Below are 20,618 nucleotides of genomic sequence, written 5' to 3'. Positions count from 1 at the left end.
AAACGATGGATGGAAATGGAATGAAGGTCGTCGTCGGCATGTCCGGCGGCGTGGACTCCTCGGTTGCGGCGCTGCTGCTCAAGCAGGCCGGCTACCAGGTGACCGGCCTGTTCATGAAGAACTGGGAAGACGACGATGACGACGAGTACTGCTCGACGCGGCAGGATCTCGTCGACGTCGCCTCGGTGTGCGACGTGCTGGGCATCGACCTGGAGGTCGTGAATTTCAGCAAGGAGTACAAGGACCGCGTGTTTGCCGACTTCCTGCGCGAATACGAGGCCGGCCGCACGCCGAACCCGGACATCCTGTGCAACAGCGAGATCAAGTTCAAGGCCTTCCTCGACCACGCCATGCAGCTCGGCGCCGACAAGATCGCCACCGGCCACTACGCCGGCGTACGCGAATGGCATAGCGACGGCCGCACGGAATTCCAGCTCCTGAAGGCCGAGGACGGCACCAAGGATCAGAGCTACTTCCTGTATCGCCTGAACCAGGCGCAGCTCTCCAAGGTGATCTTCCCGCTGGGCGACGTCTACAAGCGCGACGTGCGCGAGATGGCCGAGCGTGCCGGTCTGCATGTGCACGACAAGAAGGATTCCACCGGCATCTGCTTCATCGGCGAGCGGCCGTTCCGCGAGTTCCTGATGCGCTACCTGCCGACCAAACCGGGCGAGATCCGCTCGCTGGACGACAACCGCCTGCTGGGCGAACACCAGGGCCTGATGTACCACACCATCGGCCAGCGCAAGGGCCTGCACATCGGCGGCATCAAGGGCAATGACAACGCGGGGGAACACGACGCCTGGTACGTGGCCGGCAAGGACATGAAGGCCAATGTGCTGTACGCCGTGCAGGGTCACGAGCACCCGGCGCTGCAGCGCGAGCGTCTCGTCGCGCAAGACCTCAACTGGATCGCCGGCCGCGCCCCGCGCATCAACTGGGTCTACACCGCCAAGCCGCGCTACCGCACGCCGGACCAGCCCTGCGAAGTGGATGCCCTGGACGCGGACAAGGCAGAGATCGCCTTCGCCGCGCCGCAATGGGCCATCACGCCCGGGCAATCGGTCGTGCTGTACGAAAGCCGCGTCTGCCTGGGTGGCGGGATCATCGTCTGATGCCAGCGATCCAGTGGTTCCCCGGCCACATGAACTCGGCCCGCCGCAAGGCGACCGAGAACATGGAAAACACCGATGTCGTGATCGAGGTCGTCGACGCGCGCCTGCCGCAGGCCAGCAGCAACCCGATGATCGACGAGATGCGCCGCTTCCGGCAGCGCAACTGTCTCAAGATCCTCAACAAGGCAGACATCGCCGACCCGGCGGCCACCAAGGCCTGGCTCGCGCATTACAACGGCATCCCGGGGCTCAAGGCCGTCGCGCTGTCGTTCAAGAAGCCCGGCGACATGGCGCGCGTAGTGCCGCTGTGCAAACAACTGGCGCCGCATCGCGGCAGCCCGGACAAGCAACTGCGCATGATGATCATGGGCATCCCCAACGTGGGCAAATCCACGCTCATGAACGGCCTGCTCAAGCGCAAGGTCGCCGCCGTCGGCGATGAGCCGGCGGTGACCAAGTCCGCGCAGCGGCTGGAGATCGACATGAGCACGGTGGTCATCGACACCCCCGGCCTCATGTGGCCCAAGATCGAATACCCCTCGGATGGCTACATGCTGGCCGCCAGCCACGCCATCGGCACCAATGCCGTCATCGACGACGAAGTCGCCTTCTTCCTCGGCGACCTGCTGATCCAGCGCTACCCGGCGCTGCTCACCGCCCGCTACGGCTTTGCGGTCGAAGGGCTGGACGGTGTGGCCCTGGTTGAGAAGATCGCCACCAAGCGCGCCTGGCGCATGAAGGGTGGCGCGCTGGACATCGAAAAGGCCGCGCTCGCCTTCCTCAAGGACTACCGCACCGGCGTGCTCGGCGCGATCAGCCTGGAGACGCCGGAGAGCCGCGCGCAGATGCTGGCCACGCCAGTGGAGCCGCCGGCTTCTGATGCCGTCGAAGAGTAGAGTGGGGTGAAAACCCTGTCGTCTGGGGAAGAAGCAAGCGGACCCCGAGCCAGCGAGCCAGGCATGACCCCAAGCCAAGCCCATGCAAGGCTAGGCCTAAACGACTGAGGTCGATCAGTGACGGCGGCGGCGCAAGCCCAAAGCGGTCAGGCCGAAGGCTGCTAGCGACAGGCTAGTCGGCTCGGGAACCGAATTAACGGCTGGGCTGAAATTGATGTTATCGACAAATACTTGTCCGATCTCCGGGGTGGAAAGCACAAACCAGTAAATGTCGTCGAAGGCGGTAAAGGTGTTGGTACCAAACTGATTCGCAGCCAGGCTTTGCGACTGACCGTTGGAAGCTGTGACGCTCAGTGATCCAAACACGCTCCAGGTACTGTAGCCACCACCGGGCTGCTCGATATCAAGACTCAGTAGATCAAACAGACCACCACTACGGAGTTGGAATTTGATCGGCCCAGTACCTCCCACGCCACCGGGGCCGAGATTGACCATGAGCTCGCGCTCACCCGGCGCTCCAATTGTTGCTCCCTGGAAATCACGCACCACGAATGGGCTGGCACTCGGAGCGATGCTCAGTCCGTTTTGGGTGTAACCCGAGCCGCTAACCGTCCCCCCCGTACCGAAGCTCATCACGGATGCCTGAGCATTTGACGCGACGCTAAACACCAGGGCGGACATGAGATGACAAACGGTGCGAATTTGCATGAAGACTCTCCGGATACTTAGTTAGCGTATTGATCAATTCGGTGATCGGATGCTAGGGACAACTGCCTCGACACGCAAGGCAGGGGGCAGGCGTGCGGTTCGATATGGTGAGGAATTTCACGCACTGCTCCGTTGATTTTCAACTGAAGGCGCGTTTCACTGACTTGCCCCCATCCGTCATGCTGTTTGACGGCAGCAGGGTTGACGAGGCGTACGGCGTAACCAGCGTCCTGCCGGGCGTCGATGAGCCAGTACCAGTTGTAGGTGGATTCGACCGCCACGGCCACGATGGGGCCGCAGGCGGAGAGTGCACCGATGATTTTGGAAGAATCATTGGGTAGGTGCTTCTGAATCGTTCGGTTAGCGTGCCAATTTCTTGCTGCTCTGGCGCTACGATCTGCCACTGGGAGCCGCGGGGAGCCGCGATGGCGAGCGTGGGGTCCGAGCGTGGGGTCAGGTCTTGCCTTTTGCCTCCACGCGCTCTGCGCGACGTACCCTGCCGCCCAGTGGGCGGCTGGCGGAACCTCCTTTGTGCACAGGGTCAGGTCTTGAATTACTACATTTCCGCTTCTGGGCCAAAGGGGTCAGGCTCGAACTGTTCTTCACTGCTTGGGCCAAGAGAACTGCGTTCGGTGGTTACCCGCCTGCAGTCTCCGCAATCAGCACATTGGTAGGGATGCCCAGTTGCTGGTGCAGTCTGCGGATCATGGCCAGCGTCAGTGGTCGCTTGCGGTTCAGGATTTCGTAGACGCGGTTGCTCTTGCCGATGATCGGCTCCAGGTCCTTGACGGACAGACCGCTCTGCTCCATCCGGAATTTGATGGCTTCCACGGGGTCGGGTGGGGCGATGCGAAGAGCTCGCGAAGAGCTCGGGGTCAGGTCTTGCCTTTTGCTCGGTGCGATCTGCCTGGAGACGCGGGAGAGTCGGGCGCTGACGCTGGGGACGCGGGTGGAGGCGCCGCCGTCCGACGCGAGGGCGTGCGAGGGAGCGGGGTCAGGTCTTGGCAACATTTTTTGCTCTACTGCGTACCCCGGAACCCAGCAAGGGCGGAACTCCTTCGGAGGTTCCGCCAATCCAGTCCTTCCGGCCCATTGGGCCGCTGAACATTTCTCGATGCACCATCCGTCTGTGCGCGTGGCTCACACCGCCGCCCTGCGGACGGCTGGCGGAACCTCCTGCGGAGTTCCGCCCTACAGCATGTCGGCTGACATCACCGTCTTCAGCACGATCTGCGGCTCGCCTTCGCGCTCGCGCAGCTGGAACCACCACAGCGCGCCTTTCTTGAACGAGATGTCTTCTTCCTCGCCGCGCAGCAGCAGGGAGGCGATGCGGCCCAGCATGGGTTGGTGACCGACCAGAAGGGCTGCGCCGCCGGCTTCGGGCCAGCCTGCGGCGGCGAGGGCGGCTTCGGCGGTGGAGCCGATGGCGAGTGCTTCACAGGTTTCGTAGTTGCGCGTCCAGGCCGAGGCGGTCTGCTGGGTGCGGGTGGCGGGGCTGACCAGCACGCGCAGCTCGCGCGGGGCGTGGTCGTCCAGCCAGGTGGCCATGCGCTCGGCCTGGCGCATGCCTTTCATGGTGAGTTGGCGGGTGGCGTCCGGGGTGCCGTCGGCGGCGTCGGCGTGACGCCACAGGAGCAGATCCATCTGGATGGTCATGGGCTGCGTCGTGATCGTGTTATCAAAGTGCGGCGGATTATCGGCCCGCTTTCTTGCTGCTGTGTTTCAGGGCTTTCCAGCATGCCCCTTGGTCCAGCAGTGTGCCGACGCGGGCCAGCGCGCGGGCTGCGACCCGGTGGCGGCGCTTCGCGTGCCAGCCGCGCAGGTAGGCGCGGGCTTCGGCCAGTTGTGGCACGGCGGAGGCGGTGTGGGCGGCCCATTCGCCCAGCAACTGGTCGGCACTGGCCAGATCGTTGAGATAACCCAGTTCGTCGAGCGCGCGGGTGAGCTGCTTCTGGTAACGCAGCGTCTCCTTGCCCGGGAAGAGCGGGGCGAAGAACTCCAGCCCGTAACGCAGACGCTTGAGGCGGATGCGCAGCGCATGCAGCGCCTGTTCTTCTCCCGAGGCCAGGGCGCGGGCGTGCTGCGCCTTCACCGCTTTGCGCAGTGCGCTCAGGCAGTGCGCAGCGAAGTCCGCCAGTGGGGTGGTGTCGGCGATCCGGGCGCGGTGCAGGAAGGCCGTCATGTGCAGCATCTGCACGCCGGCCTGCGGGCCGGAGAGCAGGCTGAGGAGGGCCGCACGCGATGCCTCCGCCTCGTGGCCCAGGCGACTGCGCAAGGCCTCACACACGGCATGGGCGTCGTGCTCCTGAGCCGGTGCGATCACCACTTCGCCGATCACGTCGAGGTCGCGCTGGCGTCCGGTGCGGGATGCCAGCTCGCCCAGCGCAGCCTGCCAGGCGGCGGCCTGACCGTCGGGCAGCAACGGTGCGAACAGGCGGAGCAGGGTGCGCAGGCGGCGTAATGCCACCCGCATCTGATGGGTGAATTCCGGTTCCGCGCTCTGCAGGGCGCCAGCAGCATTGGCCTGCCAGGCATTGAGCATCTCGAAGCCGAGGCGCTTGAAGGCTTCCTCCAGCGACATGGTGGGCAGCAGCGGCGAGCGGGCGGCGCGTACGGCACTGCGCGGCTCGCGCCGGAACAGGCGGAAACCACGCTCGGCCTTGCTGGCGTTCTCGGGCAGCAATGGAAGCTGCTCGGCCAGCGCGATGGCGATCTCCAGCAACTGCTGCGGGTCGCCCTCCGCCAACTCCAGCTCCAGTTCGCAGATCGGTTCGGTGGCGCCATCGGCTTCGATCTCGCCGATGTCGATCATGGCCAGGATCACACTGCCGTCCGGGGCCGTCATGGCCCGCGTCTCGCGCTTGAAGATGGTGGTGAACACCGGGACGATGGTCTCGGCATGGGTGGCGAGCAGGGCGGCCGTGGGGGCGTGATCGACCGCGCTGAAATCGAAGCGCTGGTTGCGATAGGGCTGTTCCCATTCCGGCCGCGAGGCCAGGCCGCCGAGCGAGGCGGCGGCGCATTTCACCGTCTGCAGCCACTGGCGCCCGGCCTTGCGTGTGCGCACCGCGACCTTGGCGGCGCGCAGGGCAAAGTCCGGCGTGTCGAAATAGGTGTTGATCAGGGTTTGCGTCGGAGCCGCCTTGCTGGTCTGGGCCTGGGCAAGCAGAGGATGGCGCAGCAGGGCGCCGCGCTGATCTGGTGTGAAGGTCAGCTTGAGTTCGATTTCCTGAGCCATGGTGCAAGGGTCCGCGCGCGAGGGCGAAACTACTGAGAGGGAACGGGGCGAGTCTAGCCACAACCCGCGTTGCGCATCTATCGCGCGGCTCGCCGCGGACTTGATGCCGCGCAAGACCGATAGGAGCGCTCAGGCATCGGCGGCTCGCCAGTGACCGGACTTGCCGCCTTCCTTTTCGAGCAGGCCGATGTGGGCGATCTGCATGCCACGGTCCACGGCCTTGCACATGTCGTAGATGGTCAGCAGCCCGGCGCTGACGGCGCACAGGGCCTCCATCTCGACGCCGGTGCGGCCCACGGTCTCGGCCGTGGCGGTGCAGACGACGCGCGACTGTGCCTCGTCCAGTTCGAACTCGACGGCGACGCGGGTCAGCGGAATCGGGTGGCACAACGGGATCAGGTCTGCCGTGCGCTTGGCGCCCTGGATCGCGGCGATGCGCGCGATGCCCAGCACATCGCCCTTTTTCGCGTTGCCGTCGCGGATGAGGGCGAAGGTGTCCGCCTGCATGCGGATTTCGCCCTGCGCCACGGCGCGGCGGGCGGTTTCGGACTTGCTGCCGACATCCACCATATGGGCCTGGCCGTGGGGGTCGAAATGGGTCAGGGGATTCGAGGAGGGCGGCTGCTCGTTGCTCATGTTCTGTAACAAACGCGATGTGTCGGCGCGAAATGGGCAAGTATCATAGCCCGATGAACCTGCATTCTGCCCCGTCCCGGTGCCTTGCCGTGCTGATGGCGGCCTTGATGGTCGTCATGCCCGTGTCTGCCCAGATCAACCTGCCCGACCTGGGCGATCCGGCGCAGGACGCGCTGTCGCCCGCGCAAGAGCGCAAGATTGGCGAGGAGGCCTATCGCCAGTTCCGCGCGCTGGACCCGAACTTCCTGCATGACGCCGAAGTCGAGGAGTACGTCAATCGCCTCGGCAAGCGCCTGGTCGCGGCCAATGGGCAGACTGGTCAGGACTACCGGTTCTTCGTGCTGAACGAGAAGTCGATCAACGCCTTCGCCATGCCCGGCGGCTACATCGGCGTGCATACCGGGCTGATCACTGCGAGCGAGAGCGAATCCGAACTGGCCTCGGTGCTGGCGCACGAAATCGGCCACGTGGAGCAGCGCCACATTGCGCGTCAACTGGCAGGGCAGGGGCTGGCGACGGCGGCCGTGCTGGCTTCCTTGCTGGTCGCGGTGCTGGCCTCACGCAGCAACTCGCAGATTTCCGAAGCCGCCATTGCGGGGGGCACCGCCTACGCGATGGACAGGCAGCTCTCTTACTCGCGCGACTTTGAGCGCGAGGCGGACCGGGTGGGTTTCCAGACCCTGCAGTCAGCCGGTTTCGACCCGCAGGGCATGCCGCATTTCTTCGAGCGCCTGGCCCAGGCCAATCGCTTCAATGATTTCTATGCGCCGGCCTATCTGCGCACCCACCCGCTTACCGCCGATCGCGTTAGCGACATCCAGGGGCGGGCGCAGCACGCACTGCCCCAGCGTGTGCCGGACAGCGCCGAGTTCCAGCTCGTGCGCGCCAAGCTGCTCGCCGCGCAAGGCACGTCGACCGAGGCGGCGACCAAGCTGGCGACCATGGACAAGGCACCGGCGCAGCTCAAGCTGTATGCCCAGGCGCGCATCCAGTTGCGCGAGAACAAGCCGGACGCCGCCCAGGCGAGCCTGGCGAAACTGCGCGCGCAGGGTGTGCGTAGCGGCATGCTGGAACATCTGGCGGCCGACATCGCTTCGGCGCGCGGCCAGCATGAAGAGGCGGTGCGTTTGTGTCACGACGGCCAGGGGCTGTTCCCTGGTCTTCGTTCGCTCGTGTTGTGCGAGGCCGAAGCGGCCCTCGCGGCGGGCAAGCCGCAACAGGCCTTGCAGGTGGTCGAGCCGCGTCTTGCGCTGGACAAGCAGGATGCCGAGCTCTTCGCCTTGCAGGCCAAAGCCTACGCGGCGCAGGGCAAGATCTTCCAGCAGCAGCGCGCGCAGGCCGAGGTGTACTACCTCAATGGCAGCCTGGGCGCAGCGGTGGAGCAGTTGCGCCTGGCCCAGCTCTCGGGCGGCGGGGACTCCTTCGAGCAGATGGCGGTGGACGCCCGCCTGCGCGAACTGCGGCGGCAACTGCAGGAGCAGATGCAGGAGCGCCGGCAGCAGGGCGGAAGCAGGTAGACTGGCGGCCTGATCCGGAGAGCATTGAGATGGAATTCGACCAGGAACTCGACGTCAAGGGCCTCAAGTGCCCGCTGCCCATCCTGCGCACCAAGAAGGCCTTGTCCGAGATGGCGGCCGGCAAGGTGCTGCGCGTGGTGGCCACCGACCCCAGCACGGTCAAGGATTTCGCCGCCTTCGCGCGGCAAACGGGGCATGAGCTGCTGTCGTCTTCCGAGCCGCCGGCCGATGAGTTCGTCTTCCTGATCCGGCGCCGCTGATGGCGCTGCGCTCCACCGTATTCAAGGCCGAAGTCGGCATTGCGGACCTTGACCGTCACTACTACGCCGAACACAGCCTGACGCTGGCGCGTCACCCCTCCGAAACCGACGAACGCATGATGGTGCGTCTGCTGGCCTTCATCCTGAACGCCAGCGAATCGCTGGAGTTCGGCAAGGGGATATCCAGCGACGACGAGCCCGCGCTGTGGGACAAGGACCTCACCGGCGCGGTGCACACCTGGATCGAGGTGGGCCAGCCCGATGAACGCCTGCTGCGGCGCGCCTGCGGCAAGGCCGACCGCGTGCTGCTGTACGCCTACGGCCGCGCGCTGGACGTGTGGTGGAACCAGAATGCCGGCGCGCTCAACAAGCTCGACAAGCTGACCGTGTGGCGCGTCAGCCCCGAGGATTGCGAGGCGCTGGGCTCACTCGCCGAGCGCGGCATGAAACTGCAATGCACGCTGCAGGATGGTCAGTTGATCATCGCTGGCGAGCGCGACACGCTGCAGATCGAACCCATTCGACTCACCCCGCAATGATGGATACCAACACGTTTGTACTCGTGCTGCTGGGGCTGCTGGTGGCCGCCGTCGTCTGGCTGGGCTGGAAGCTGGGCGCGCGCCAGCAGGCCGCGCAGTTGGAGGCGGAGGCGCTGAAGCAGAGCATCGAGGCGACGCAGGCGCAGGCCCACCGCCAGATGCTCAACGATCTCGCCGCCGGCCTCGACCGCCTGGGCGACCGCATGACCGCGACCCAGACCGAGACCAGCGAGCGCCTGCGCGCCCTGGTGGGCGAGGAATTGCGCCAGACGCGCGAAGCCATGCAGGCCCTGCAGCTCGCCATGCAGACCCTGGTGACCACCCAAGGCAAGGACACGGCGCATGCGCTGACTGAACTGGCGGCCAACCTGACTGCACGCCAGGAACAGCTCAAGACCGAGATGCTGGCGCAGACCCTGGAGAAGCTGGCCGAGGCGGCGCGTGCCGACCGCGAGCTGCTGCAGGACGGCTTGCGTAAGGCGGCGATGCAGCAGACCAACACGACCGAGGTGCTGACCCGCACCATGAACGAGCGGCTCGACGCCATCACCGGCGTGGTCAATCAGCGTTTGGACGAAGGCTTCGCCAAGACCAACGAGACCTTTGCCAACGTCATGGCGCGGCTGGCGACCATCGACGAGGCGCAGAAGAAGATCGGCGACCTTACCGTCAACGTGGTGAGCCTGCAGGAACTGCTGGGCGACAAGAAGGCGCGGGGCGCTTTTGGCGAAGTGCAACTCGAAGCCCTGGTGAAGAATGCGTTGCCGCCCGATGCCTACGACTTCCAGGTCAAGCTGGCGAGCGGGCACATCGCGGATTGCATGCTGGCGCTGCCCGAGCCCACCGGCCGCGTCGCCGTCGACTCCAAGTTTCCGCTTGAGAACTACCACCGCATGTTCGAGCCGGGTCTGCCCGAGGTCGAGCGCGCGGCGGCGCAGAGCCTGTTCAAGCAGGACATCAAGCGCCACGTCGACGCCATTGCCAACAAGTACATCGTGGCGGGCGAGACCTCGGACGGTGCCGTGATGTTCGTGCCGGCAGAAGCGGTGTTTGCCGAGATTCACGCCTACCACCCGGACCTGGTGAACTACGCTCAGGCCAAGCGCGTATGGATCGTCTCACCGACCACGCTGATGGCTGTGCTCAACACTGCGCGCGCGGTGCTCAAGGACGTGGAGACGCGCAAGCAGATCCACCTGATCAAGGACGCGCTGGGCAAGCTCTCCAAGGACTTCGGCCTGTTCGATCAGCGCATGAAGAAGCTGGCGGATCACATCCGGCAAGCCCACGAAGACGCGCAGGACGTGCATGTTTCCAGCAAGAAGATTTCTGGCCACTTCCAGAAGATCGAGAAGGTGGAGCTGGAAGACGTGCCCTCGCTGCTCGATGGGCCGGACGAGGCTTGAGGCACGCCACCATTCCCGCGCCGTCTGGGCAGGATTGTTGGGTGGGCTCGGTGAGCCCACGCGGGACCGTCGAACATTGCGAACGCGTGGGCACGCCGTGCCCACCCAACCGGGTTGCCTGATCCGGTTCAAAAGTCGCTGGGTTCCCGCCTTGGCGGGAACGACGCAGTGGGCGGGTTGAGCCGTCTTTACGCCAGTGCCTTGAAGATCTCCCGCACCCGGGTCACGCGGTCCTTCAGTGTCTCGGAGTAGGTCGTCACCGTCAGCTTGTCCTGGCCTGCCAGCTTGTAGTGCTTGTTCTTCTGGATGAGCTGGATGATCTTGATCGGCTCGATCGGCGGGTTGGGCTCGAACTGCAGGTGGATGCGCGACTCGGAGGCGTCGATCTTGATGATGCCCAGCGGGCGCGCGGCGATGCGCAGGCGGTGGGTCTCGATCAGCGCCTGGGTCTGTGGCGGCATGTCGCCGAAACGGTCGATCAGCTCCTCCTGGATGTCCTGCAGTTCCTCCACCGTCTCGCAGTTGGCCATGCGCTTGTACAGCGTCAGGCGCTCCTGGATGTCGCTGCAATAGGCATCGGGCAGTAGCGCAGGGGTGTGCAGGTTGATTTCGGAGGCCACATCCAGCGGCTGGCCGAGGTCCACCGTCTTGCCGCTCTGCAGGGCCTTCACCGCGCGGTTCAGCATCTGGGTGTAGAGGCTGAAACCGACCTGCTGGATTTCGCCCGATTGCGACTCGCCCAGCACCTCGCCGGCACCCCGGATTTCCAGGTCGTGCATGGCGAGGAAGAAGCCGGAGCCCAGATCTTCCATCATGCTGATCGCCTCCAGGCGCTTCTGCGCGTTGGCGCTTGGCTTGGCATTCGCATCGGTCAGCAGGTAGGCGTAGGCCTGGTGGTGCGAGCGCCCGACGCGGCCGCGCAACTGGTGCAACTGGGCCAGCCCGAAGCGGTCCGCGCGGTTGATGACGATGGTGTTCGCCGTCGGAATGTTGATGCCGGTCTCGATGATGGTCGTGCACAGCAGCAGGTTGGCGCGCTGGGTGGTGAAGTCGCGCATCACGCGCTCCAGCTCGCGTTCCGGCAACTGGCCGTGGCCGACCACGATGCGCGCCTCCGGCAGCAGCTCGGTCAGCGTGTTGCGCATGTTCTCGATGGTGTCGACCTCGTTGTGCAGGAAGTAGACCTGGCCGCCACGCTTGAACTCGCGCAGCACCGCCTCGCGCACGATGCCCTTGCTCCAGCCCTGCACGAAGGTCTTGATGGCCAGGCGCTTCTGCGGCGCGGTGGCGATGACCGAGAATTCGCGCAGGCCCTCCATCGCCATGCCCAGGGTGCGCGGGATCGGCGTGGCGGTCAGCGTGAGGATGTCGACCTCCTTGCGCAGCGCCTTCAGCGCTTCTTTCTGGCGCACCCCGAAGCGGTGTTCCTCGTCGATGATGACCAGGCCCAGGTTCTTGAACTCCACATCCTTCTGCAGCAGACGATGCGTGCCGATCAGGATGTCGACCTTGCCCTCGGACAGCAGCTTCAGCGCATCGGCTTGTTCCTTGGCGGAGCGGAAGCGCGAGATCTCGGCCACCTTCACCGGCCAGTCGGCGAAGCGGTCGGAGAAGGTCTCGTAGTGCTGCTCGGCGAGCAGCGTCGTGGGGCACAGCACGGCGACCTGCTTGCCGTCGGCGACCGCGATGAAGGCGGCGCGCAGCGCGACCTCGGTCTTGCCGAAGCCAACGTCGCCGCACACCAGGCGGTCCATCGGCGTGCCCTTGCGCATGTCCTCCACCACCGCGTTGATGGCGGCGAGCTGGTCGGGCGTCTCCTCGAAGCCGAAGCCCTCTGCGAAAGCCTCCAGGTCGTGCTGCTTGAAGTCGAACTTGTGGCCAGGGCGCGCGGCGCGCTGGGCGTACAGGACCAAGAGCTCGGCCGCGGTGTCGCGTACCTGCTGCGCCGCCTTCCGCTTGGCTTTCTCCCATTGCGGCGAACCCAGCGCGTGGAGCTGGATCGCATCCGGGTCGGCACCGGCGTAGCGGGTGATCACATGCAGTTGCGATACCGGCACATAGAGCTTGGTGTCGTTGGCGTATTCGAGATGCAGGAACTCCGCGTCCCCCTCGCCCAGATCCATGTGCACCAGGCCCAGGTAGCGGCCGATGCCGTGGCTCTGGTGCACCACCGGGTCGCCAATCTTCAGCTCGGACAAGTCCTTGAGCCAGCCTTCCACCGAGGTCTTGCGGCCTTCGCGGCCACGCCCGCGCGGGCGTGCCTGCTGGGCATACAGCTCGTTCTCGGTGATGACGGCGACATTCGCACCGGGGAGCACGAAACCGGCGTTGAGCGGGCCGCTGGTCAGCGCCAGCTTGCTGTCGCCCGCCAGAAAGCTGGCCAGGTCGGCGCTGGTCTCGGCTTTCAGCGCGTACTCGGCGAAGTACTCATTGATGGTCTGCTGACGCCCCGCCGATTCGGCCAGCACCAGCACGCGCCACGGGAAGTTGGCGAGGTAGTGCTTGAGCTTGTGCAGCGGATCGGTGGCGCGGCGCTCGACGGCGAGGTCGGGGAGCGGGGCAGTGGGCGCCTCGACGGTTTCGCTGCCACCGCCGCTGCGGTCGGCCACTGCGATGCGCGGAAACGCCTTGGACGCGACCCAGAACTGTTCGGCCGGCAGGAAGAGTTGCGCGGGTGGCAGCAGCGGGCGGCTGCGTTCGCCGGCCATCAGGCGGTAGCGCGAGTTGGCCTCGGCCCAGAAGGCCTCGATGGCGCCGGGGACATCGCGGTGCGTGATGAGCAGGGCGTCCTTGGGCAGGTAGTCGAACAGTGTCGCGGTCTCGTCGAAGAACAGCGGCAGGTAGTACTCGATGCCCGGCGAGGCGACGCCGTTGGAGATGTCCTTGTAGATCGTGCTCTTGGTCGGGTCGCCTTCGAAGGCCTCGCGGAAGCGCTGGCGGAAGGCCGAGCGGGCCTTGTCGTCGAGCGGAAACTCGCGCGCTGGCAGCAGGCGGATCTCGGGCACCGGGAACACCGTGCGCTGGGTGTCCGGGTCGAAGGTGCGGATGCTGTCGATCTCGTCGTCGAACAGGTCCAGCCGGTAGGGCAGTTGCGCGCCCATGGGGAACAGGTCGACGAGGCCGCCGCGCACCGAGAACTCGCCGGGGCGCACGACCTGGGTCACATGGTCGTAGCCGGCCAGGGTCATCTGCGCGCGCAGCGCGTCGAGGTCCAGTCGGTCCTTGGCCTTGAGGAAGAAGGTGTAGCCGGCCATGTAGGCGGGCGGTGCCATACGGTACAGCGCGGTGGAGGCCGGCATCAGCGTGATGTCGGATTCGCCGCGCTGGATGGCGTACAGCGTGGCCAGGCGCTCGGAGATCAGGTCCTGGTGCGGCGAAAAACTGTCGTAGGGCAGAGTTTCCCAGTCTGGCAGCAGGTGGATGCGCAGACCGGTCGAGAACCAGGCGATCTCTTCGAGCAGGCGCTGGGCATCCAGCGGATTGGCGGTGATGACGACCAGCTTGTGGCCCGTGCTGGCGAACTGGGCCAGCGCGGCGGCGTCGGCCGAGCCATGCAGCGGCGGCAGGTCCAGGCGCATGCCGGGCTTGGGCAGGGGAAGGTTGCGCAGGGGCGGGAGCAGCGAGGGCGAAGCGGAGGGCGAAGCGGGCGTCATGTTCGTCACAAGAAGGGGATGCAAAGCGGGCCACAAAGCACGACACCGCGCGTAGGGCCGAGCCCGCGTGCGGTGAGGGCGCAATTATAGGGCGTGGGGCCGGAGCATGGTCCGGGCCCCGTTTCCCATGCGGCGGCGGCGCGTGACGACGAGCGGTGCGGCGAACCGTTCATGTTGCGTGGCATTCCGTCCGGCAGGCATGCATGCACTCTGGAGGAAACCACTTGTTTGCAGGCGGCCGGGCGCCCAAGCTGACGGGGCGCTGTGCGCGGAAAGCCGCTCGCAGCAAGGAAAACAAAGAAACAAAGCTGTCATATCTGACATTTTCGGAGACCGTCGTGATGCGCACTTCCTTATCCCTGGGCTTGGCAGCCTTGCTGCTCAGCACCGTGACCGCCGCCGAGGCGGCTAATCGCCCTGTCGGCTATCGCACGATCTGCAAGGAGAACCGGCTGTGCAGCGTGGCCACGTCCACCCGTGTGGCTTTCGGGCGGGCTGATCGCTTCTTCTACAGCACGCTGAGCGGGCAGTTCATGTGCAACGCGGCGACCTTTGGCGGGCGCATCGGCGGCGGGGTGAATGAGTGCTCCATTCCTTATGCGGGCGGGAGTACCAGTTCCTCGTCCAGCTCGTCCTCGTCATCGTCATCGTCCAGCTCATCCTCTTCCAGCTCGTCGTCGAGTTCCTCCTCCAGCTCTTCTTCGAGTTCGTCCAGCAGCTCCAGCAGTTCGTCGTCGAGTTCGTCCAGCAGCTCTTCGTCCAGCTCCTCTTCGAGCAGCTCAAGCTCTTCGTCGGGTGGCGCCAGCGGTTCGTCCAGCTCGTCCTCTTCGGGCGGTTCGACCGGCGGCCAGTGCAGTGCCTATAGCTGGCCGAAATACAGCCCGGACCTGAACTACGACATGAAGACGGACACCACGAACGGCACGGTGAACCCGGCGAACTTCAAGGTTTATCTGGGCTGCAATGCGAGCCTGGTGGCGGGCTACAAGACCTCGGGACGCTTCGCCTTCATCTGGGGCAAGAACCGCAACCCGGCGATCACCGATGCCCACATCGACGCCTTGCTCGCCCACATGAACAAGGACGCCGACTACATCCACAACGTGATGGGCTGGCCGGTCGACAAGCTGCAGCAGCAAGGCTACTTCAGCAACATCTACCTGTTCGGCTCCGGCCTGTGTACCGACAGTGCGCCGAACACCGACAAGGGCGGCTGGCAGAGCGGCATCAATGGCTACCCGATGGTGCTGCTGTCCTACTACCCGGTGGTCACGGCCAGCGAGTACAACGGGGTGACGCATGAATACATCCACGCCATCATGGCCAGCATGGGGAACAAGGCGGCCTGGTTCAACGAGGGCAGCAACACCTGGCTGCAGATGACCATGACGGCGGCGCGCACCGGCAACTACGGCGTGGGCTTCCTGGACGGTGCGCCTTTCCTGGCGCCGCACATGCCGATCGAGAACTACAGCGGCTGGCTGCAGGACGGCAGCTTTGGCGGCCCCAATGCGGAAGGCGTGAACCTGACGGCGAACGGCAAGCAGGTCTCCACCTGGCGCGAATACCTGGGTGGCAATCAGTACAACTCGGTGTTCTCGCATTTCATCGCGCAATACCTGTCGACCGGTTCCAACGCCTGGATCTGGAAGAAGGGGACGCAGAATCACATCCTGCGCTCCCTGTCCGAAGGCCTGGGTGAGCAGCAGACGCGCGCGCTGATCGCGGAATACCGGGCGCGCCAGGCGATGGTGGATTTCGGCGCCTGGACAAATGGTTTCAAGGTGCCGATCAACAGCAACTGGGGCCGCACCATCGTGTCGGAGAAGATCGACGGCGGCGTGCTCAAGGACACCTCGCATCGTTTGAGCTTCTACGCCGCGACCACGCTCAACGGTACGACCCTGATCCCGGCCACCGATACGCTGCCTGGCTGGAGCGGGGCCAACCAGATTCCGCTGAAGGTCAGCGGCAACAAGGTGCGCGTGAACTTCCAGCCGCTGGGCAACAACATGCGCTTCCAGTTGGCATATCGCGCGCAGGATGGTTCGGCCGTGTATAGCGCGCCGGTGGAGAGCGGTGAGGCCTGCCTCGACCTGGCCAAGACACCGAAGAACGGTGTCGTGGTCGGCATCGCCACCAGCACCGACTACCTCTACAACGGCGATGCCACGCGCAAGGCCAAGTACGACTATCGCGTCCACCTGCTGGAAGGGGTGACGGGTACCGCCGGCCTGTACGACAAGCACTACCAGTAATGGCAACGACCCGCCCTGCCTGGGGGCCTATGATTCCCTGGGCGGGGCGGAATGGTGCTGTGCAGCGGAAGATCGAGCTTGACCTGGTCGGCCGGGTGCTCCATTTTTATACGTGGTCCGGGCTCAGATCCGGCCATGCAGCAACCGTCAGATGTTTGCAGCAATTACAAATACTGGAGACTGTCACATGATGCTGAGACCCATCCTGCTGGGCCTGTTCGCGGCCGTTCTGGCCGTGCCGGCCCAGGCAGCCAACCGGCCTGCGGGCTACACCACGATCTGTACCGAGAACAAGACCTGCTCGGTATCCACTTCCACCAATGTCGCCTTCGGTCGGGCGGACAAATTCACCTACAAGGTTCTGAGCGGCAGCTTCGTCTGTTCTGAGGCCACCTTCGGGGCCGGCAGCAAGGTGTCGGGCGGGGTGAACGAGTGCTCGGTGCCGAGCGGCAGCTCGTCGTCCTCTTCCTCGTCGTCCTCCTCTTCGTCGAGCAGCAGCTCCAGCTCCTCGTCGAGTAGCTCCAGCAGCAGCTCTTCGTCCTCGTCGTCGTCGAGCAGTTCGTCGTCGAGCTCCTCTTCCAGTTCGTCTTCCAGTTCGTCTTCCAGCAGCTCGTCGAGCAGCAGCTCTAGCTCGTCTTCGGGCAGCTCCTCGTCCAGTTCGTCGAGTGGCGGTCTCAATACGGTTGGCGGTTTCGCCGCGGTGCCGGCCTTTGGCCTCGACACCACGACGGGGGGCGCTGGTGGTCGTGTGGTCAAGGTCAACAACCTGACCGACCTGAAGGCGCTGACCGACTCCAACGAGAAGCTGGTGATTCTGGTCGACGGCGTGATCCAGATGGGCGGCATGGTGCCCTTGCGTTCCGACAAGACCATCATCGGTCTGCCGGGCTCCAAGCTCACTGGCGGTGGTTTCGAGATCTACAAGCGGCAGAACATCATCATCCGCAACGTCTACTTCGAGGACGCGCCGGACGATACGCTGAAGATCAACCAGAACACGCACCACGTGTGGGTCGACCACTGCACCTTCTCGGACGGTGACGTCTATCCGGACGGCAAGGAGCACGATGGCCTGTTCGACATCACGCGCCAGACCTCGCACATCACGATCAGCTACAGCCTGTTCAAGAACCACAGCAAGACCATGTTGATCGGCCATAGTGACAGCGCGTCGAGCGACACTGGCTACCTGAAGACAACGATCCACCACAACGTCTTCATGACCGAGCAACGCCACCCGCGGGTGCGTTTCGGCGAGGTGCATGTTTATAACAACTACTTCCTGAACAACACCATTTACGGTGTGGCTTCGACCATGAATGCCAAGGTGCTGGTGGAAGGCAACTACTTCAAGAACGTGCCCTATCCGTCCTATGTGGGCTATGCCGAATCCGGCCCGGGCGAGCTGGTCCAGCGCAACAACATCCTGGACAACTCAGGGGTGTTCCAGACGGCAGGTACGGCCTTCGATCCGAAGACCTACTACAACTACACGGTGGACAACCCCGCCACGATCCCGGGCCTGGTTGGCCAGGTCGGCGTGGGGGTAATCGACCCGTGGAAGGCCGCCGGCGTCGCGCCGTTCTGAGCCTGACTCGCTGCGTCTGACGGGCGCCCGCAGGCTTTGGCCTGCGGGCGTTTTCATTTCGGGGATTCACCATGCCTTGCGGGCGGACGCCAACTATAGTGAGCAGGGTGTCGATCCCATGCAGGGCAGGCCGACGAGCGTGCCGTGGGACGACCTCTCCCTCGCCAGCCCCGGAAGGAGCCCCCCGTGTTCGGACTCACTACCCTTGGTGCGGTGCATACCGCCATCAGCCTGGGCGCCCTCCTGGCGGGGGCTCTGGCCTTCTTGCGCCATGGCGCGATCACGCTGCAGACGCGGGCCGGCCGGTGGTACCTATGGGCTACCGTGCTGAGCTGCCTGACCGGGTTCGGCATTTTTCAGCACGGGGGATTTGGCAAGCCGCATGTGCTTGGAATCGTGACCCTGCTGGTCCTGGGGCTGGCAGTCGTGGCGGGGCGGCGCGCGGTCGGGCGTGCTGCGGCTTACGTGGAGACGATCGGCTTCTCGCTGAGCTACTTCTTTCACTGGATACCCGGACTGACCGAAACCTTTACGCGGCTGCCGCTCGGCGCGCCCTGGTTCAGTGGCCCGGACGACCCGGCCTTGCAGAAGGCGGTAGGCGTGGTGTTCCTGCTCTTTCTGGCGGGGGCGGCGTGGCAGGTGAGGGTCCTGCGTGCGCGGCGCGGTCAAGCACAGCGGGTGGCGACCGGGCTGACGTGATGCGCGCGTGCGCGGGGTGTCAGGTCTTGCGCGAGGTCTTGGCCAGGCCGTCGAGGTAGGCGTCGATCCACAGTTCGGCCTTGCCGGCCAGGTCGAAACGCGGTGGATTGATCAACCAGTGCATGGCGAGGCCGTCGGCCAGGCCCATCAGGCCCATGGCTGCGGCTTCCAGGTCGAGGGCGGCAGGGAGTTGCCCGGCCGCCACGGCGGCCGCGAATTCCGCCTGCATCTTGGAGAGGCAGCCGTCGCGGCCGATCATCAGGTGGTTGCTGGCGGCGGAGATCTCCTCCACGTACTCGCATTTGACCAGCAGGATGGTCATCAGGCGGCGCGTGCCTTCGTTATGCACGATGTTGTGCAACACGCGGCAGGCACGCTCACGGATGCGGCGCAGCGGATTGTCCGGCCAGGCGTGGCGCAGCTCGACCTCGACTTCCTCGAAGGGCAGGGCACAGCGTTCACACAGGGCTGCCAGCAGGTCCGATTTGTTCTCGAAGTGCCAATAGACCGCGCCGCGTGTCAGCCCGGCTGCGGCGGCGATTTCATTGAGCGAGGTGTGGGCGACGCCGCGCTCGAAGAACATGCGTTCGGCGGCATCGAGCAGCATCTCGCGGGTCTGGGCGGCTTCTTCCTTTGTCTTACGGACCATGTGGATTCCTGTTCCTTCAGGGCTGCCGGTGCATATGGCTTATTCGCGGCGACGAAATCTCCCTATCGGCGTCTCGGATTATACGGAGCCTTGACATACATGCAAGGATGTATGTTTAATTCGAGGTAGTGAATTGGCGGATTCCCGGATGCGCTTGGCATCCTGAAGTCGCGGAATCCCTGATCTGGTCTTGGTGAATTCCCCGGAGAGAGCAATGAGTGCTGCAGTCAGAGGCAGGTGGGTAGTGTCGGTTTGTGTCGCCATGGTGTTGGCGGCGTGTTCCAAGGAAGATGGTCAGGGCGGGCATGGCGGCATGGCCGGCATGCCGCCGCCGCAGGTCACGGTACTCAATGTGACGCCGCAGACGGTGCCCATCAGCTACGAATACGTGGGCCAGACGGCGGGCTCGCGTGAAGTCGAGGTGCGCGCCCGGGTGTCCGGCATCCTGGAGAAGCGACTGTTCGAGGAGGGTGGTCCGGTGCGTGCTGGGCAGACCCTGTTCCAGATCGATCCCAAGCCGATCGAAGCCCAGGTGGCGGCGGCCGAGGCCGAGGTGGCCACCCTGCAGGCACGCCTGGCCCAGGCCAAGCGTGAGGCCGCGCGGGTCAAGCCGCTGGCGGCCGAAAAAGTGATCAGCCAGAAGGAATACGACGACGCCGCGTCGGCCGAGCAGATTGCCGATGCCGGCTTGCTGGCGGCCCAGGCCAAGCTGCGCGAGCTGCGCCTGAACCTGGGCTACACCCGTGTCGAGGCGCCGGTGTCCGGCGTCACCGGCAAGGCGGTGAAGTCCGAAGGCAGCCTGGTGCAGCCCGGTGCCGACAGCTTGCTCACTACGATTCTGCAGATCGACCCGCTGTACGTGAACTTCTCGGTGTCCGAGGACGAGCGCAGCCGGTTCGAGCGCGATGTGGCGAGCGGTGCGCTGAAACTGCCGGCCAAGGGACATCTGAACGTCTCCATCCTGCAGAACGACGGCCTGCTGCTGGCCAAGGGCGGGCGGGTGAACTTCGTGGCGTCCAACGTGAGCGGCCAGACCGGCACGGTGGACATGCGCGGCGAACTGGCCAACCCGGGCGGCAAGCTGCGTGCCGGGCAGTTCGTGAAGGTGCATCTGGACGGGGCCGAGCGCCCCAATGCGATCGTGGTGCCGCAGCGTGCGGTGCTCGATATGCCGCAGGGCAAGCTGGTGATGCTGGTGGGCAAGGGCAAGGATGGTGGCCCGGTGGTCGAGCCGCGTCCGGTGCAGGTCGGCGAGTGGGTGGCGCTGCCGGGCGAGGGGCCGCAGAGCAAGGGCTGGGTCATTACCAGCGGGCTCAAGGCGGGTGACCAGGTGATCCTCGACAACTTCCCCAAGCTGCGCCCCGGCGCTCCTGTGACGGTCGGTGCGCCCGAGGCGCAATCGGCTCCGGCCCAGGCTGCCCCGGCCAAGCCGGCCGCCAACTAAGCACACGGAAAG

The 20,618-nt window shown here is 65.1% G+C and carries 17 protein-coding genes; 10 read left to right on the top strand and 7 right to left on the bottom strand.

Annotation, left to right across the window (positions count from 1 at the left end; translation table 11 throughout):
• The first annotated feature begins 20 nt into the window (after positions 1 to 20).
• A complete protein-coding gene (gene mnmA / locus NMB43_RS12845; protein ID WP_494348560.1) occupies positions 21 to 1,115 on the top strand; it encodes a tRNA 2-thiouridine(34) synthase MnmA in 1,095 nt (364 codons plus the stop codon).
• Positions 1,115 to 2,011 (top strand): ribosome biogenesis GTPase YlqF, encoded by an 897-nt coding sequence (ylqF, locus tag NMB43_RS12840; protein ID WP_494348559.1) that lies wholly within the window; start codon positions 1,115 to 1,117, stop codon positions 2,009 to 2,011. Before mnmA ends, ylqF begins: the two co-directional genes overlap by 1 nt.
• A 114-nt stretch (positions 2,012 to 2,125) precedes the next feature.
• Here ylqF and NMB43_RS12835 read toward each other — a convergent pair whose 3' ends face one another.
• The 5 genes from NMB43_RS12835 to moaC form a co-directional block, all read right to left on the bottom strand.
• Complete coding sequence (locus NMB43_RS12835; RefSeq protein ID WP_494348558.1) at positions 2,126 to 2,719, bottom strand: PEP-CTERM sorting domain-containing protein; 594 nt, start codon at positions 2,717 to 2,719, stop codon at positions 2,126 to 2,128.
• A 636-nt stretch (positions 2,720 to 3,355) separates the two neighbouring features.
• Positions 3,356 to 3,550: a helix-turn-helix domain-containing protein gene (locus NMB43_RS12830; RefSeq protein WP_494348557.1), complete on the bottom strand. Its 195-nt coding sequence runs from the start codon at positions 3,548 to 3,550 to the stop codon at positions 3,356 to 3,358.
• Between the two features lie 360 nt (positions 3,551 to 3,910).
• A complete protein-coding gene (locus tag NMB43_RS12825) occupies positions 3,911 to 4,375 on the bottom strand; it encodes a SixA phosphatase family protein (protein WP_494348556.1) in 465 nt (154 codons plus the stop codon).
• Positions 4,376 to 4,412: 37 nt separating this feature from the next.
• Complete coding sequence (locus NMB43_RS12820) at positions 4,413 to 5,957, bottom strand: CYTH and CHAD domain-containing protein (protein WP_494348555.1); 1,545 nt, start codon at positions 5,955 to 5,957, stop codon at positions 4,413 to 4,415.
• Between the two features lie 129 nt (positions 5,958 to 6,086).
• Positions 6,087 to 6,593, bottom strand: a complete 507-nt coding sequence (gene moaC / locus NMB43_RS12815) for a cyclic pyranopterin monophosphate synthase MoaC (RefSeq protein ID WP_494348554.1) — start codon at positions 6,591 to 6,593, stop codon at positions 6,087 to 6,089.
• A gap of 116 nt (positions 6,594 to 6,709) precedes the next feature.
• Between moaC and NMB43_RS12810 the strand changes: the two genes are divergently transcribed.
• Genes NMB43_RS12810 through NMB43_RS12795 form a run of 4 tightly spaced genes read left to right on the top strand, consistent with a single transcriptional unit; the run spans position 6,710 to position 10,315 of the window.
• Positions 6,710 to 8,110, top strand: coding sequence for a beta-barrel assembly-enhancing protease (locus tag NMB43_RS12810; protein WP_494348553.1), 1,401 nt, complete (start codon positions 6,710 to 6,712; stop codon positions 8,108 to 8,110).
• Between the two features lie 29 nt (positions 8,111 to 8,139).
• Complete coding sequence (locus tag NMB43_RS12805) at positions 8,140 to 8,370, top strand: sulfurtransferase TusA family protein (protein ID WP_494348552.1); 231 nt, start codon at positions 8,140 to 8,142, stop codon at positions 8,368 to 8,370.
• Positions 8,370 to 8,909 (top strand): YaeQ family protein, encoded by a 540-nt coding sequence (locus NMB43_RS12800; protein ID WP_494348551.1) that lies wholly within the window; start codon positions 8,370 to 8,372, stop codon positions 8,907 to 8,909. Before NMB43_RS12805 ends, NMB43_RS12800 begins: the two co-directional genes overlap by 1 nt.
• Complete coding sequence (locus tag NMB43_RS12795; protein WP_494348550.1) at positions 8,906 to 10,315, top strand: DNA recombination protein RmuC; 1,410 nt, start codon at positions 8,906 to 8,908, stop codon at positions 10,313 to 10,315. The genes NMB43_RS12800 and NMB43_RS12795 overlap by 4 nt, the downstream gene beginning before the upstream one ends.
• Positions 10,316 to 10,503: 188 nt before the next feature.
• Here the strand turns inward: NMB43_RS12795 and mfd are convergent, their stop codons facing one another.
• Positions 10,504 to 13,968, bottom strand: coding sequence for a transcription-repair coupling factor (gene mfd, locus NMB43_RS12790; protein WP_494348549.1), 3,465 nt, complete (start codon positions 13,966 to 13,968; stop codon positions 10,504 to 10,506).
• A gap of 341 nt (positions 13,969 to 14,309) precedes the next feature.
• On the opposite strand from mfd, the gene NMB43_RS12785 reads away from it, so the two are divergent.
• From NMB43_RS12785 to NMB43_RS12775, 3 genes are all read left to right on the top strand, one after another.
• On the top strand, positions 14,310 to 16,226 hold the full coding sequence (locus NMB43_RS12785; RefSeq protein ID WP_494348548.1) for a hypothetical protein: 1,917 nt from the start codon (positions 14,310 to 14,312) through the stop codon (positions 16,224 to 16,226).
• A gap of 187 nt (positions 16,227 to 16,413) precedes the next feature.
• Positions 16,414 to 17,814, top strand: coding sequence for a pectate lyase family protein (locus NMB43_RS12780; RefSeq protein ID WP_494348547.1), 1,401 nt, complete (start codon positions 16,414 to 16,416; stop codon positions 17,812 to 17,814).
• 186 nt (positions 17,815 to 18,000) lie between these two features.
• Positions 18,001 to 18,513, top strand: a complete 513-nt coding sequence (locus tag NMB43_RS12775; protein ID WP_494348546.1) for a hypothetical protein — start codon at positions 18,001 to 18,003, stop codon at positions 18,511 to 18,513.
• A gap of 19 nt (positions 18,514 to 18,532) precedes the next feature.
• On the opposite strand, the gene NMB43_RS12770 is transcribed toward NMB43_RS12775, so the two are convergent.
• On the bottom strand, positions 18,533 to 19,162 hold the full coding sequence (locus NMB43_RS12770; protein ID WP_494348545.1) for a TetR family transcriptional regulator: 630 nt from the start codon (positions 19,160 to 19,162) through the stop codon (positions 18,533 to 18,535).
• 214 nt (positions 19,163 to 19,376) lie between these two features.
• Here NMB43_RS12770 and NMB43_RS12765 point away from each other — a divergent pair, with 214 nt between their 5' ends.
• Complete coding sequence (locus NMB43_RS12765) at positions 19,377 to 20,606, top strand: efflux RND transporter periplasmic adaptor subunit (protein ID WP_494348544.1); 1,230 nt, start codon at positions 19,377 to 19,379, stop codon at positions 20,604 to 20,606.
• The last annotated feature ends 12 nt before the right edge of the window (positions 20,607 to 20,618 follow it).

Source organism: Uliginosibacterium sangjuense, from assembly GCF_059132465.1.
Note: the sequence above shows the minus strand (reverse complement) of the source record. Positions and strands in the feature narration are given on the sequence as shown.

Excerpts from the sequence above, each read along its gene's own strand:
- NMB43_RS12810 (WP_494348553.1), top strand. The coding sequence starts at position 6,710 with ATGCCCGTGTCTGCCCAGATCAACCTGCCCGACCTGGGCGATCCGGCG.
- NMB43_RS12765 (WP_494348544.1), top strand. The coding sequence starts at position 19,377 with ATGAGTGCTGCAGTCAGAGGCAGGTGGGTAGTGTCGGTTTGTGTCGCC.
- mfd (WP_494348549.1), bottom strand. The coding sequence starts at position 13,968 with ATGACGCCCGCTTCGCCCTCCGCTTCGCCCTCGCTGCTCCCGCCCCTG.
- NMB43_RS12805 (WP_494348552.1), top strand. The coding sequence starts at position 8,140 with ATGGAATTCGACCAGGAACTCGACGTCAAGGGCCTCAAGTGCCCGCTG.
- NMB43_RS12800 (WP_494348551.1), top strand. The coding sequence starts at position 8,370 with ATGGCGCTGCGCTCCACCGTATTCAAGGCCGAAGTCGGCATTGCGGAC.
- NMB43_RS12785 (WP_494348548.1), top strand. The coding sequence starts at position 14,310 with ATGCGCACTTCCTTATCCCTGGGCTTGGCAGCCTTGCTGCTCAGCACC.
- NMB43_RS12820 (WP_494348555.1), bottom strand. The coding sequence starts at position 5,957 with ATGGCTCAGGAAATCGAACTCAAGCTGACCTTCACACCAGATCAGCGC.
- NMB43_RS12780 (WP_494348547.1), top strand. The coding sequence starts at position 16,414 with ATGATGCTGAGACCCATCCTGCTGGGCCTGTTCGCGGCCGTTCTGGCC.
- NMB43_RS12825 (WP_494348556.1), bottom strand. The coding sequence starts at position 4,375 with ATGACCATCCAGATGGATCTGCTCCTGTGGCGTCACGCCGACGCCGCC.
- NMB43_RS12770 (WP_494348545.1), bottom strand. The coding sequence starts at position 19,162 with ATGGTCCGTAAGACAAAGGAAGAAGCCGCCCAGACCCGCGAGATGCTG.
- NMB43_RS12795 (WP_494348550.1), top strand. The coding sequence starts at position 8,906 with ATGATGGATACCAACACGTTTGTACTCGTGCTGCTGGGGCTGCTGGTG.
- mnmA (WP_494348560.1), top strand. The coding sequence starts at position 21 with ATGAAGGTCGTCGTCGGCATGTCCGGCGGCGTGGACTCCTCGGTTGCG.
- moaC (WP_494348554.1), bottom strand. The coding sequence starts at position 6,593 with ATGAGCAACGAGCAGCCGCCCTCCTCGAATCCCCTGACCCATTTCGAC.
- NMB43_RS12835 (WP_494348558.1), bottom strand. The coding sequence starts at position 2,719 with ATGCAAATTCGCACCGTTTGTCATCTCATGTCCGCCCTGGTGTTTAGC.
- ylqF (WP_494348559.1), top strand. The coding sequence starts at position 1,115 with ATGCCAGCGATCCAGTGGTTCCCCGGCCACATGAACTCGGCCCGCCGC.